Below are 13,151 nucleotides of genomic sequence, written 5' to 3'. Positions count from 1 at the left end.
GTGAGACCATGACCGACCACGAGAATGCCTATGACGGCCTCGTCGACGAGAACAGCCACGGGCAGTGGGCCTTCGGCACGAGCTTCGACGACCCGCTCGCCGGCGTCGACACCACGGTGCCCGGCGACGTCGACCTGCGCGTGCTCGGCGCCTACTGTCTGATGCTCGGCGACGATGCGCTCATCAGTGCCCAGCGGCTGGCCGAATGGAACACGCACGCACCCGAACTCGAAGAGGAAGTCGCGCTGGCCAACGTCGGGCTCGACCTCCTCGGGCAGGCTCGGTTGCTTCTCGCCCGTGCCGCGGCCGCCGATGCGACACTCGTCCCGTTCATCTCGGACACCTCGCCCGTTCCCGCCGAGGATGCGCTCGCGTTCTTCCGCGACGAGCAGGACTTCCGGAACGTCCAACTGCCAGAGCTCGACAACGGGGATTTCGCCAAGACGATGGTCCGGCTGTTCGTCTTCTCGACGTGGCGCCTGGCTCTGTTCGATCGGCTGCAGACCTCGCGGGATCCGGTGCTGGCAGCGGTTGCCGCGAAGGGCGTCAAGGAGCTGACCTACCACCGCGACTACTCGGCCCGCTGGGTGGTCACCCTGGGCTGTGGGACCGATGAATCCCGGAAGCGACTGCGCGACGGGCTGGCCCGGGTGTGGCCGTACGTGGACGAGCTGTTCGTACCGACCAGCGAGGAACTCACCCTCGCCGCGGTCGGGGTCGCGGTCGACCCGAGTGACGTTCGCGACGAGTTCGACCGGGTGGTCGGGCAGGTCCTGCATGCGGCCGAGATGGACACGCCGGACGGTCCGCACGTGGGCCGTGTCGGTGGACGCGCCGGTCGGGCGGGTCTGCACACGGAGAAGATGGGGTACATCGTGGCCGAGATGCAGAGCGTGGCACGGGTTCACCCCGAAGGGGTGTGGTGAGATGTACTGCGCGACAGCACTGTCACCGCGAGAGATCGTCGGGGAGGTTCTCGACCCGGAGATGCCGATGGTCACGCTCGAGGACCTGGGCATCATCCGTGACGTCACAGAGGACTCGACCACCGGGGCGGTGACCGTCACCATCACCCCCACCTATTCGGGATGCCCGGCGATGGGCACGATCCGCGACGACATCGTCTCGGCCCTGCATCGGCATGGCCGCTCGCCGGTCGAGGTCCGGACCAGTCTGCAGCCCGCCTGGAGTACCGACTGGATCACCGACGAGGGCCGGCGCAAACTCGTCGCGGCCGGCTACTCGCCACCGGGGAGCGCCCCCCTGCCGGACGCCGGACCGATCCCGCTGACCCTGATCGCGCGTCCCCGCGTGGTCGCCTGCCCGCTATGCGGTTCCGCACAGACACAACTGATCTCGGAGTTCGGTGCGACCCTGTGCAAGGCGCACTACCGGTGCGAGGACTGTGCAGAACCGTTCGATCACATGAAGGAGATCTGAGGACATGTCGAGCAGTCCGGTCCTCGAGACCACCGCGGTGCCCGCGGCCCCGATGCCGCACGATCGTGCATTCCACACGCTCACCGTCGCCGACGTCGAACCGCTCTGCGACGACGCCGTCGCGGTCCGGTTCGACATCCCGAATGATCTGTCGTCGGAGTTCGATTTCCGGCCGGGCCAGTCGTTGACGCTACGACGCACCGTCGACGGGGTCGAACATCGCCGGAGCTACTCGATCTGCGCTCCCGCCGGACGGTCACCGCGGGTGGGGGTCCGCGAGGTCAACGGTGGGCTCTTCTCCAGCTGGCTGGTCCACGATGTCCGTGCCGGCGACCACATCGACGTGCAGGCCCCGTCGGGCACCTTCCACGCCGACCCGTCGGCCGGCGGGCGGCACCTGCTGATCGCCGCCGGCTCGGGCATCACACCGATGCTGTCCATCGCCGCGTCCATGCTCGAACACCCGGGCGCGGAGGTGACACTGATCTACGCCAACCGCCGCACTCGCTCGGTCATGTTCGCCGAGGACATCGCCGACCTGAAAGACCGCCATGGGCCCCGGCTCGACGTCATCCACGTGCTGTCGCGCGAACCGCGTGAGGTGGAGCTGTTCAGCGGCCGCCTCGACCGCGAGCGGCTCGACGAGATCCTCGACTCCGTGGTGCCGACCGCCGACATCGACCACTTCTGGCTGTGCGGACCCCTCGGTATGGTCGAGACCGCGCAGGAGGCCATCGCCGATCGCGGAATCCCGAAGGACCGCATCCACTTCGAACTGTTCTACGTCGAGGCGACGCCGCCACCGCAGGAGAAGCACCGTGAGCCCGGCACGACCGGTCCGACCAGTGAGGTCACCATCGTCCTCGACGGCCGGTCGGTGAGCGGCACCCTGTCGCGCGACGAGTCGATCCTCGACGCCGGTGAGGAACTGCGCTCGGACCTGCCGTTCGCCTGCAAGGGCGGCGTGTGCGGCACGTGTCGCGCCAAGGTCGTCTGCGGCGACGTCGACATGCGTCGCAACTACGCGCTCGAGGACTCCGAGGTCGCCGACGGATTCGTCCTCACCTGCCAGACCTTCCCCGTCGGTGACCAGGTCACCGTCGACTTCGACGCCTGAACCCCCACCCGAGAAGATCCCTGGAGATCCCCATGACCAGCACCCTGCCAGCCCCTGAGGCCCATGACACCGCCGACATCGAGTTCGCGTCGCGCGATCGGATCGCCGCGCTGCAGCTCGACCGGTTGCGCTGGTCGCTGCAGCATGCCTACGACAACGTGGCGCACTACCGGAATGCGTTCGACGAGAAGGGGGTTCATCCGTCGGATCTGAAGGAACTGTCGGATCTGTCGCTGTTCCCGTTCACGGGCAAGGCCGATCTTCGCGAGAACTACCCGTTCGGGATGCTCGCCGTCCCGCAGGACCGGGTGTCGCGCATCCACGCGTCGTCGGGGACCACCGGACGGCCCACCGTCGTCGGCTACACGACCAACGATCTGGACAACTGGGCCGACCTCGTGGCGCGTAGTCTGCGGGCGGCGGGCGTACGACCCACCGACAAGGTGCACGTCGCCTACGGGTACGGGCTCTTCACCGGTGGGCTGGGTGCGCACTACGGTGCGGAACGATTGGGCTGCACGGTGATCCCGATGTCGGGCGGGATGACCGACCGGCAGATCCAGCTCATCGAGGACTTCGCGCCGGACGCCATCATGGTGACGCCGTCGTACATGCTGACCATCCTCGACGCCATGATCGCCAAGGGCATCGATCCCGCGGCCACCTCGTTGCGCACGGGCGTGTTCGGTGCCGAACCCTGGACCGAACAGATGCGTCGGGAACTCGAGCAGCAACTCGGTATGGACGCCGTCGACATCTACGGTCTGTCCGAGGTGATGGGACCCGGTGTGGCACAGGAATGTGTGGAGACCAAGGACGGCCTGCACATCTGGGAAGACCATTTCTACCCGGAGATCATCGATCCCATGACGGGTGAGGTCCTGCCCGACGGGGAGGAGGGCGAACTCGTGTTCACCTCGCTCACCAAGGAGGCCATGCCGATCGTGCGTTATCGCACCCGTGATCTGACCCGGTTGTTGCCGGGGACGGCGCGGACGATGCGTCGGATCCAGAAGATCACCGGCCGCAGCGACGACATGATCATTCTGCGCGGGGTAAATCTGTTCCCGACGCAGATCGAGGAGCTGATCCTGACCGAGCCGGCACTGGCGCCGCAGTTCCAGTGCGTTCTCGACCGTCCGGGCCGGATGGACACCCTCACCGTGCACGTCGAGTATCGCCCCGAGGTCGCGAGCGAGCAGCACGTCGCGGCGGCTGCCTCGCTGAAGAAGCTCATCAAGAATCGGATCGGCGTTACCGTGGACGTGGCCATCGCCGCTCCGGGCACGTTGCAGCGTTCCACCGGGAAGGCCCGGCGATTGGTGGACAACCGGCCGAAGGACTGATGCGATGATCGCGACGCGCACACATGCCGACGAACCGCTGCGGGACATCGGTTTCGACCGATGGCGAGCGGCGATATCCGAGGCCTTCGTGCCGCTCGATGCTGCGCCGATGGCAGGTCAGACGATCGGGTTCCGGGGCGGGTTGTCGAGCGTCGGACTCGGTGAGTTGCAGTTGTCGGACGTGGTCGGCGAGCGTGTGCACGTGCGGCGGTCCGCATCGACGATCCGACGATCCGATCCCGGCGTCATCAAGGTGGGCGTGCAGATGCGCGGGACTTCAACGGTGTCACAGCATGATCGGGAGGCCCGGCTCAGTGCGGGCGATCTGGCGATCTATGACACCAGTGAACGATATGACCTCGCGCTCGGCGACTCGTTCGACATGCTCGTCGCGGTCATCCCGCGCGCGTCGCTGCGGGTGACAGATGGCGAGCTCCACGAGGGGACCGCCCGCACGATCACGTCGAGCACCGGTATCGGGGCGTTGATCACGCCGATGCTCGTGTCGCTACGGTCGCAGGCCTTGTCGGGGTCGGGTGCGTGCTCGTCGCCCCTGGTGGGCGATGCCGTCGCGGACCTGGTCAGTGCGGCGTTGCGGGCCTCCGCTCCCGACGACACGTTGGGGGCAGGGGAGACCGTGTTGTTGTCGGCGCGGTCGTACATCGAGGGCAACCTCAGCGACAGCGGGTTGTCGCCCGCGATGGTGGCCGCGCACCACCACGTGTCGGTGCGGTACCTTCAGAAACTCTTCGCCCACGACGGGCACACCGTCGCGGGCTTCATCCGGCAGCGTCGGCTCGAACGCTGCCGCCGCGACCTCGCCGACCCGGCCCAGCTACATCGCAGTGTCGGATCGATCTGCGCCGCCAACGGATTGGTCGACGCAGCACACTTCTCGCGGCTGTTCAAGAGCACGTACGGGATGTCGCCGCGGCAGTTCCGGGAAAGCCGCACGGTTCGTCCCCCGGGTATCGATTCCTCCTCCGCGTAGACGGGGACGATGGAATACCCGGGGGACGAACCGTCACGTGGTCGTGGACGTCCCTGAGCGATATCAGTACATGATCACGCCGCGGACGTTCTCCGCCTTGCGCATCGCCTCGTACCCCTCGTTCACCTGATCGAGCGTGTAGGTGCGGGTGATCATCTCGTCGAGCTTGAGATGGCCCTCCATGTACAGACGCAGCAGGTGGGGGATGTCGAAACGGATGTTGGCGTTGCCGAACCAAGCCCCCTTGAGTGTCTTGCGCATGGCGGTGAGGTCGAACAGGCTCAGGCTCACGTCGGTCTGGGTCAGATCACCGACCGAGACCTGCACGCAGATACCACCTTTCGCGACCAGGCTCATCGCCGGCGCGATGAGTGCACCGTCGGCGACGTCGACGGTGATGAGCACTTTATCGGCGAGCTGTCCCCAGGTGATGTCCTGCAGCAGTGCGAGCGCCTCGTCGATCGAGGCCACGGCATGGGTCGCCCCGAACACCTTGGCCTGATCGCGTTTGAACGGAGACGGATCGACGAGCACGACGTGCCGGGCGCCGGCCAGCGCGGCTCCCTGGACGGCGCCACACCCGACACCACCCATACCGAGGACGACGACCGTCTCGCCGGCTGACACCTCCGCCGCATAGACCGACGAACCCCATCCGGTCGTGACGCCGCAGCCGACCAGTGCCGCCTTGTCCAGCGGGATGTCCTTCGTGAGCTTGACGCACGACGCCTCGTTCACCACGGTGACCGGGGCGAAGGTGCCGAGCAGGCACATCAGTCCGGCATCCTGTCCGTTCACGTGATGCCGAGCGGTGCCGTCGGAGAGCTGCACGCCGGCAAGGAGATTCGCACCGAGGTCACAGATGCTGGACCTGCCGGTCGCGCACGACGGGCACCGACCGCACGCCGGGATGAACCCGAGTGCCACATGGTCGCCGACCTCGACGGTCGTCACACCCCGGCCGATCTCGGTGACCACACCGGCGCCCTCGTGCCCGCCGATGTAGGGGTACATCCCGACCGGGACGCTGCCGTCGCGGACGTGCTCGTCCGAATGGCACATGCCGGACGCGGCCAGCTCGACCTTCACCTCACCGTACTTCGGGGCGTCGAGGACTAGTTCCTCGATCTGCCAGGACTGACCGGGCTCCCACAGAACTGCTGCTTGGGTCTTCATGATTCGTGTCTCCTTCTCGTGGTCACCGTCAGAGGACGACGGTGACGACCTTCTCCTCGGTGTTGGCGACGATCCCGGCCCAGCCGAGTTCGCGGCCGACACCGCTGGTCTTCATGCCGCCCCACGGCAGGGCGGGATCGATCGCGGCCCATCCGTTGATCCACACAGCACCCGCGCGGACCTTCGACGCCAGCGAATGGGCGAAGGAGACGTCGCGGGTCCAGATGCTCGCGGCGAGACCGTAATCGGTGTCGTTGGCGATCCGGATGGCGTCGTCGACGTCGTCGAACGGGATGACCGTGCCGACGGGGCCGAAGATCTCCTCGCGGGCGATGGTCATCTCGTTGGTCGCATCGGCGAAGATCGTCGGCTGCACGAAGAAGCCGGTGCCGGAACCCTTCTCGCCACCGGCGACGATGCGTGCACCCTCGCGGGTGCCCGCCGCGATGTACTCCAGCACGGTGTCGCGCTGCTTGGCATTGACCAGGGCGCCCATCGTGGTGCCCGGATCCAGCGGATCGCCGAGGACCTGCGCGCTCGCTGCCGCGGCCAGACCCTCGACCACCTGGTCGTAGAGCGACCGGTGCACGAGCACTCGGGTGCCGGCGGCGCACACCTCGCCCTGGTTGAAGAACAGCCCCATGGCGGTTCCGTTGACGGCCGCCTCGACGTCGGCGTCGGCGAGGATGATCTGGGGTGACTTGCCACCCAGCTCCAGGGTCGTGCGTTTGAAGGTGTCGGCCGCGGCCTTGGCGATGTGCCGGCCGACGCGTGGGGATCCGGTGAAGCTGATCTTGTCCACGTCCGGGTGGGTCACCAGGGCTTCCCCGGCCACATCGCCGAGCCCGGGCACGATGTTGACCACACCATCGGGTACGCCGGCCTCCTGCAGGAGCCGGCCCAGATGCAGGATGGACAGCGGGGCGTCCTCCGGTGGCTTGACCACGACGGTGTTGCCGGCGGCCAAGGCGGGGGCCAGCTTCCACGCGGTGATCATCAGCGGGGTGTTCCACGGGATGATCGCGCCGATGACGCCCACCGGCTCACGCACCGTGTAGGAGTGGGTGGGCTGACCAAAGTAGCCGGCCGTGGGGATTGTCTGACCGGTGATCTTGTCCGCCCAGCCCGCGAAATGCCGGAAAGTGGCTGCTGCGTTGGGGATGTCGAGCATCGAGGGCTGGCCGACCGGCTTGCCGATGTCGAGGGCCTCGAGACGGGCGAGCAGATCCCCGTCGCGTTCGATGAGATCGGCGACCGCGTTGAGGATCTTGCCCCGCACGGCCCCGGGCATCGCCGCCCACTCACCCGACAGTGCCCTCCGGGCGGATCGCACCGCGTCGTCGACGTCGGATGCGGTGGCGGCGGCGACCGTCGCGAGCAACTCCTCGGTCGCCGGGTTGAGGTCATTGAAGCTCGCGCCCCCGGCGGCGGCACGCCACCGTCCGTCGACGAAGAGTTCTGTCGCCGTCGAATCCGGCAGTGCCGCAGCCACCCTCGTGTCATCTACCGCAGTCATGGTTCTCCTTGCCTCAGAGGTACAGATCGGTCACGACGCTCGGTTGTGACCGCTGCCGCAAGTCTGGGCACCAGGGACCGCGGATACTTGCACGGATGCGCATGAATCCTTGTCGGATCGCGCACGGGTCGGGCCGGGGCGTCGGCCACCCCGACCCCTGGTGTCATCGCCTGCGGATAGCCTTCGAACTGTGAACGAGACCCCGCGCCCCGCCTACGCCGATGACCTCCGGATCGGACACGTGTACCCGCTCGGCTCGTACTTCGTCAGCGAGGACGAACTCGTCGACTTCGCGCGGCAGTGGGATCCGCAGAGCTTCCACGTCGACGCCGCGGCGGCGGCGAGCGGTGCGTTCGGCGGTTTGATCGCCAGCGGCATCCACACCCTGGCGATCTTCCAGCGGCTCGCGGTACAGGGTGCATTCGGTGACTGGCAGGTGATCGCGGGCCGACGGCTCGTCGACGTCGAGTTCCGTCGGCCCGTGCGCCCGGGGGACACCCTCACCGGCTCGATGACCATCGACGACATCGTCGTCGACCACCGGGGCCGCGCGCTGGTGACGGCGACCGGTGCGCTGGAGCATCAGGATGAGCGCACGGTGCTGACCACCGTCATCGAGGTGCTCGTCCGGACCCGTCCCTGATCGGTCGCGATGGGGCGACGGGGCGCCCTCTGTACTCCTTTACTAGGATATGCAACTATCGGTGACGTAACCGGACAATCGTGCGAGGAGACCAGGTCATGACGGTCGAACCATCTGTGCTGTCTGCGGTCGACGCCGGGGTCGCGACCCTGACATTGAACCGTCCCAAGTCGATCAACGCGCTCGACCACCCGATGGTCACCGCGATGGACGAACTGCTACGCGGCTGGGCCGCCGAGCGTGACGTGAACGCCGTCGTGCTCGTCGGTGCCGGTGAGCGCGGGCTCTGTGCCGGTGGCGACATCGTCGCCATCCACCGCGATGCCTCCGCTCTGAGCGGTTCGAACGCCGGTGATGACGAGGCGGCCGCGTGCGCCTCCGCCCTCTTCTGGGCCGACGAGTACCGCCTCAACGCCGACATCGCGCGGTACCCGAAGCCGTACATCGCCATCATGGACGGCATCGTCATGGGTGGTGGCGTCGGGATCTCCGCCCACGCCAACACCCGCGTCGTCACCGACCGCACGCGCCTCGCGATGCCCGAGGTCGGAATCGGCTTCGTGCCCGACGTCGGTGGCACCCATCTGCTCGCCCGGGTCCCGGACAATCTGGGTGTGTACGCCGGACTCACCGCGACACACCTGTCGGGCGCCGATGCACTCGCGCTCGGCCTGGCCGATCACTTCGTCGCCGCCGACGACCTGGACGCATTCCTGCGGACCGTCGGCGAGACGGGACCGGCAGACGCCCTGGCGAAGTATGCGCAGGAGCCGCCGGAGTCCGCGGTCGAAGGCCGACGCGACTGGATTCGTGATGCGTTCGCGGCCGACACGGTGGCCGAGATCATCGAGCGTTGCCGTGCGGTCGGCACCGAGGAGGCCGACAAGACCGCCGCCTCGATCGCGGCGAAGAGCCCGACGGCCCTGGCAGTCACACTCCGCTCGCTGCGTGACGAGAAGCCCACCCTGGCCGAGACGCTCCAGCGTGAGTACCGCGTGTCGTTGCGCAGCCTGCTGCATCCGGACATGGCCGAGGGGATTCGTGCCCAGGTCATCGACAAGGACCGCACCCCGTCGTGGCGCCACGCCGAGCACCGCGACGTCCCGACGGCCGAGGTCGATGCCTACTTCGCACCGCTCCCGGATGATCTGGAGCTGACCATCAACGCTGCACCACAGGAGGATTCGAGTGTCTGATCACGAGACGATCATCGTCGAGCGCGACGGGCGGGTCGGTGTCATCACACTGAACCGGCCCAAGGCGCTCAACGCGTTGAACACCACTGTGATGACCGAGGTCGTCGGCGCCGCAACCGAGTTCGACAAGGACCCGGGGATCGGCGCGATCGTCATCACCGGATCGGAGCGTGCGTTCGCCGCCGGCGCCGACATCAAGGAGATGTCGTCCAAGACCTACAGCGACGTCATCTCCGAACAGTTCTTCGGTGCGTGGGACGACCTTTCTCGACTGCGCACGCCCGTCGTCGCCGCTGTCACCGGATATGCGCTCGGCGGTGGCTGCGAGCTGGCGATGATCTGTGACATCCTCATCGCCGGCGACAACGCCGTCTTCGGGCAGCCCGAGATCAATCTCGGCGTGATCCCGGGAATCGGTGGCTCACAACGACTCACGCGTGCTGTCGGCAAGGCCAAGGCCATGGACATGATCCTCACCGGCCGGAACATGAAGGTCGATGAGGCCGACAAGCTCGGTCTGGTGTCGCGCGTGGTGCCGGCCGAGGACTGCCTCACGACGGCCAAGGAGGTCGCCGCGACGATCGCGTCGAAATCCTTCATCGCGGCGTCGCTGGCCAAGGACGCGGTCAACCGAGCCTTCGAGTCCGCTCTGGCCGAAGGGATTCGCGCCGAGCGCGCGCTGTTCTACTCGACCTTTGCCACCGACGACCAGACCGAGGGCATGGCCGCGTTCGTCGAGAAGCGGGACCCGACGTTCACGCACAGCTGAGTTCCGGTCTGTGGGGAGTGAGCGCGGCGCATGCTCTCCACACAGTGTCCGGCGCGCACCGCTCCTCAGGGCGCGAAGATCCGCCGCAACGCGGGCGCGACATCGTGATCGGTCCGGATCGGGATGCAGCGACCGTGGCCGACCTGGGCCAGGTCGCGCCCGAGGTCGGTGTCGTGCTCACCCGAGACGTCGAGCAGGACGTCGAGACGGGGGACCGTCGCGGCGACGGTCCGCGGATCGGGTCCCGCGTTGTGCACGCAGTCGCTGAGTAACAGCACGCGGGAGTCGGCCGCGGGGGTCCCGCGCAATTGGTCGGCCGCGACGGACAGCGCGAACCCCACGTTGGTCAGTCCCTGGGACGGCAACGTGAGGAGCTGATCGACGACCTGGTCCGGCTCGACGGGCCGACCCAGGGGCGAGAGCAGCGCCGCATCCGACCAGAAGGCGATGACGGCCACGGCGTCCCGGCTCAGCTCACCCACCAGGGCGCCGACGGTGGCGGCCGCCGTTCGGACCTGCTCGCCACGCGCAGACCCGGAGATGTCCGCCACGAGGACGATCGACCGCCGTCGTCGAACACGTTGCCGCACAAGGATGTCGTCGTCGGTCGGCAACGGGTTCGCGGCGACGGCCTCGAGCGTTGCGTCGAGGTCGATCTCATCGGAATCGCCGCGCCACCGTCGCGTCACCAGGGCGCCGGTGGCGGCGCGCGGCGCCTCGCGAGTCCGGAGTATCTGCGCGAGAGCAAGTTTGCGTGCGATCCGGCGTGCGCGCTGTCTGGCGACCTCGTCGACGACCCGTGCATCTGCCTCCGAGTCCAGTTCGCCTGTCTCGTCGGTGACCGACGGCGGTCCCGATCCGCCGGGCGGTACGGCCGCGCCGGTCGTGCGGCGTTGGCTGCCGGCGATGACGAACCCCCCGCTCGACGACGAGGCGACGAGCAGGTCCGGTTGCTCCTCGAGAGTCTTGGGTCGTCGTCGTAGGGGTTGCATGGTCCGGGCGTGCCGCTTGCCCGGCGAGTGCCGGGCCACCGGCGAATCCGCCTCGATGACTCTTCAACCGGGCTCGGCGGCGGCCGGACCGAGCAGGAAGTGATCCTGCCAGATCTCGGTGAGGATGCCCTCGGCGGTGGTGAAGGCGGTGTCGTCGAGGTGGATTCGACCCGACAGCGCGACCATCATCGCGTCGAGAAACGCGGTGGTGTAATCGGTGGGCAGGTCGCGGGGTGGTGCCACCGTCTCGCCGCCTGGCACGGTGACACCACGCATGGTGCAGAGTTGGGCGACCACCAACGCGAGGTCGATCGCCCCGCGGACGCTGCTCCCTTGCCGGATGTCCTCCCGATCACGGGTCGCGCGGGTGACGGCCACGGCGTCGGCGACGATTCGCGGCGGCGTGGGTTGTGCTCGGCGCGTGACGATCTCACGCTCTGCCGTGGCGTCCTGGTAGTCGACCACGAGACGGCACATGCGGTCGTGCACCGAGGTCGACAGCCGGGTGGTGCCGACGTTGTCATAAGGATTCATCGAGGCGACGACCCGGAAGGTGGGCCGCGCGGCGACCGTGCCGACCCGCGGCACGGTGATGACCCGTTCCGCCATGGCGGTCAGCAATGCGTCGACGGTGTCCTCCGGGGCGCGGTTGAACTCCTCGACGTAGAGGAATCCGCCGACGCGCATGGCCTCCAGCAGTGGGCCGTCGACGAAGTTGTCGGCGCTGTAGTCCTCACGCAGCACGCGTGACGGATTGTGGTGTCCGACCAGACGACTCGGTGTCAGATCGGCATTGCCCTCGACCAGGACCAGCGGGATGCCCCACTCCGCCGTGATCGCCCGCAGCAGCGTGCTCTTGGAGGTACCCGGCGGGCCCTCGAGGATGAGGTCGCGTCCGGCGGCAACCGCGGCGAGTACCAGATCGAGTTCGCGGTCGCGACCCACCACCTGCGCCGCGATCCGGGTGCGGATCGCGGCGAGGTCGATGGAGCCGTTGATGGTCGTCTCGTCGAGGGTCACGGGCTTACAGCCGACCACCGGCGTCGACCACGTGGGTCGTGCCGGTGACGTACCGACCGTCGTCGGAGACGAGATAGAGGATGGCGTTGGAGATGTCGACCGGCTCGACCATCGCGACGGGAAGTCGATTCATCTCGCGTGCGGCTTCCTCGTAGTCGGCGCGGGTCGGCTCGGTGAGGTCCGGGCGGAACAGCTGGTAGGTGGCATCGTTGAGGACCATGTCGGTGGCGACGGTCGTCGGATGCACGGTGTTCACCCGAATACTCTGCGGGCCGAGCTCTTTCGCCAGGACTCGCATGAGGCCGACCAGTCCGTGCTTGGCCGCGGTGTAGTGCGCGATGTTCTCGTAGGAGATGACCGCGGCCAATGAACTGGTGAGCACCACCGAGCCGCCGCGACCGCCTTCGACGATGTACGGGACGGCCGCGCGCACCGTCTTCCACGCTCCGGTGAGGTTGATGTCGATCATCGCGTCCCACATCTCCTCCTCCATCTCGAGCGTCGGCGACATGGTGCTGATGCCGGCGTTGGCGAGGACGATGTCGATGCGGCCGAGCGCGGCCACGCCGTCGGCCGCGGCCTTCTTCAGGCCGGCGAGGTCACGGACGTCGACCTCGGACGCGATGATCCGTCGATCGAGAGCCTCGACCTCCTTGACGGTCTGCTCGAGATCGCCCGGGCGGGCGGTGGCGTACGGGACCGTGGCGATCTGTTCGCTGACGTCGACGGCGATGATGTCGGCGCCCTCCTGCGCCAGTCGGATCGCATGACTGCGGCCCTGACCCCGCGCCGCGCCGGTGATGAAGGCGACCTTGCCCTCGAGCTTGCCCATGATGCTGATTCCCTTCGACCCGACCCTGTGATCCACGTCTCAGAACGAGGATATGTCACGCAGTGTCACAACGCCAGGGTGTCTTATGGGCGCGTATCGACACCACGATGAGA

The 13,151-nt window shown here is 67.6% G+C and carries 13 protein-coding genes; 8 read left to right on the top strand and 5 right to left on the bottom strand.

The window, feature by feature from the left end; all coding sequences use genetic code 11:
• Nucleotides 1–8: 8 nt before the first annotated feature.
• From paaC to D7316_RS12860, 5 genes are read left to right on the top strand one after another with little or no spacing between them, the layout of a single operon-like run.
• Complete coding sequence (gene paaC, locus D7316_RS12880; protein WP_124708595.1) at nt 9–926, top strand: 1,2-phenylacetyl-CoA epoxidase subunit PaaC; 918 nt, start codon at nt 9–11, stop codon at nt 924–926.
• 1 nt (nt 927) lies between these two features.
• On the top strand, nt 928–1,440 hold the full coding sequence (gene paaD, locus D7316_RS12875; protein ID WP_124708594.1) for a 1,2-phenylacetyl-CoA epoxidase subunit PaaD: 513 nt from the start codon (nt 928–930) through the stop codon (nt 1,438–1,440).
• A 4-nt stretch (nt 1,441–1,444) separates the two neighbouring features.
• A complete protein-coding gene (gene paaE / locus D7316_RS12870) occupies nt 1,445–2,557 on the top strand; it encodes a 1,2-phenylacetyl-CoA epoxidase subunit PaaE (protein WP_124708593.1) in 1,113 nt (370 codons plus the stop codon).
• Between the two features lie 32 nt (nt 2,558–2,589).
• Nucleotides 2,590–3,903, top strand: coding sequence for a phenylacetate--CoA ligase PaaK (gene paaK / locus D7316_RS12865; RefSeq protein WP_124708592.1), 1,314 nt, complete (start codon nt 2,590–2,592; stop codon nt 3,901–3,903).
• Nucleotides 3,904–3,907: 4 nt separating this feature from the next.
• Entirely contained in the window at nt 3,908–4,894 is a 987-nt protein-coding gene (locus tag D7316_RS12860; RefSeq protein WP_124708591.1) for an AraC-like ligand-binding domain-containing protein, read from the top strand.
• Between the two features lie 63 nt (nt 4,895–4,957).
• On the opposite strand, the gene D7316_RS12855 is transcribed toward D7316_RS12860, so the two are convergent.
• Nucleotides 4,958–6,070 carry an NDMA-dependent alcohol dehydrogenase gene (locus D7316_RS12855; protein WP_124708590.1) on the bottom strand — a complete coding sequence of 371 codons (1,113 nt, stop codon included), beginning with the start codon at nt 6,068–6,070 and terminating at the stop codon, nt 4,958–4,960.
• Nucleotides 6,071–6,098: 28 nt separating this feature from the next.
• Nucleotides 6,099–7,586 carry a phenylacetaldehyde dehydrogenase StyD gene (gene styD, locus D7316_RS12850; protein WP_124708589.1) on the bottom strand — a complete coding sequence of 496 codons (1,488 nt, stop codon included), beginning with the start codon at nt 7,584–7,586 and terminating at the stop codon, nt 6,099–6,101.
• A 190-nt stretch (nt 7,587–7,776) separates the two neighbouring features.
• Between styD and D7316_RS12845 the strand changes: the two genes are divergently transcribed.
• The 3 genes from D7316_RS12845 (at nt 7,777) to D7316_RS12835 (ending at nt 10,194) form a co-directional block, all read left to right on the top strand.
• Nucleotides 7,777–8,229 (top strand): MaoC/PaaZ C-terminal domain-containing protein, encoded by a 453-nt coding sequence (locus tag D7316_RS12845; RefSeq protein ID WP_124708588.1) that lies wholly within the window; start codon nt 7,777–7,779, stop codon nt 8,227–8,229.
• A 98-nt stretch (nt 8,230–8,327) separates the two neighbouring features.
• Nucleotides 8,328–9,425 carry an enoyl-CoA hydratase/isomerase family protein gene (locus D7316_RS12840; protein WP_124708587.1) on the top strand — a complete coding sequence of 366 codons (1,098 nt, stop codon included), beginning with the start codon at nt 8,328–8,330 and terminating at the stop codon, nt 9,423–9,425.
• Nucleotides 9,418–10,194, top strand: a complete 777-nt coding sequence (locus tag D7316_RS12835; RefSeq protein WP_124708586.1) for an enoyl-CoA hydratase — start codon at nt 9,418–9,420, stop codon at nt 10,192–10,194. The genes D7316_RS12840 and D7316_RS12835 overlap by 8 nt, the downstream gene beginning before the upstream one ends.
• Before the next feature lie 65 nt (nt 10,195–10,259).
• On the opposite strand, the gene D7316_RS12830 is transcribed toward D7316_RS12835, so the two are convergent.
• From D7316_RS12830 to D7316_RS12820, 3 genes are all read right to left on the bottom strand, one after another.
• Nucleotides 10,260–11,186: a vWA domain-containing protein gene (locus D7316_RS12830; protein WP_124711310.1), complete on the bottom strand. Its 927-nt coding sequence runs from the start codon at nt 11,184–11,186 to the stop codon at nt 10,260–10,262.
• Between the two features lie 63 nt (nt 11,187–11,249).
• A complete protein-coding gene (locus tag D7316_RS12825; protein ID WP_124711309.1) occupies nt 11,250–12,185 on the bottom strand; it encodes an AAA family ATPase in 936 nt (311 codons plus the stop codon).
• Between the two features lie 25 nt (nt 12,186–12,210).
• Nucleotides 12,211–13,038 (bottom strand): mycofactocin-coupled SDR family oxidoreductase, encoded by an 828-nt coding sequence (locus D7316_RS12820; RefSeq protein WP_124711308.1) that lies wholly within the window; start codon nt 13,036–13,038, stop codon nt 12,211–12,213.
• Nucleotides 13,039–13,151: the final 113 nt, after the last annotated feature.

The organism is Gordonia insulae (assembly GCF_003855095.1).
In the GTDB taxonomy this organism is placed as follows: domain Bacteria; phylum Actinomycetota; class Actinomycetes; order Mycobacteriales; family Mycobacteriaceae; genus Gordonia; species Gordonia insulae.
This window is presented reverse-complemented; position numbering and strand designations above follow the sequence as displayed.

Coding starts and splice junctions, on each gene's coding strand:
- D7316_RS12860 (WP_124708591.1), top strand. CDS start 3,908: ATGATCGCGACGCGCACACATGCCGACGAACCGCTGCGGGACATCGGT.
- D7316_RS12830 (WP_124711310.1), bottom strand. CDS start 11,186: ATGCAACCCCTACGACGACGACCCAAGACTCTCGAGGAGCAACCGGAC.
- paaE (WP_124708593.1), top strand. CDS start 1,445: ATGTCGAGCAGTCCGGTCCTCGAGACCACCGCGGTGCCCGCGGCCCCG.
- D7316_RS12820 (WP_124711308.1), bottom strand. CDS start 13,038: ATGGGCAAGCTCGAGGGCAAGGTCGCCTTCATCACCGGCGCGGCGCGG.
- paaD (WP_124708594.1), top strand. CDS start 928: ATGTACTGCGCGACAGCACTGTCACCGCGAGAGATCGTCGGGGAGGTT.
- paaC (WP_124708595.1), top strand. CDS start 9: ATGACCGACCACGAGAATGCCTATGACGGCCTCGTCGACGAGAACAGC.
- styD (WP_124708589.1), bottom strand. CDS start 7,586: ATGACTGCGGTAGATGACACGAGGGTGGCTGCGGCACTGCCGGATTCG.
- paaK (WP_124708592.1), top strand. CDS start 2,590: ATGACCAGCACCCTGCCAGCCCCTGAGGCCCATGACACCGCCGACATC.
- D7316_RS12840 (WP_124708587.1), top strand. CDS start 8,328: ATGACGGTCGAACCATCTGTGCTGTCTGCGGTCGACGCCGGGGTCGCG.
- D7316_RS12855 (WP_124708590.1), bottom strand. CDS start 6,070: ATGAAGACCCAAGCAGCAGTTCTGTGGGAGCCCGGTCAGTCCTGGCAG.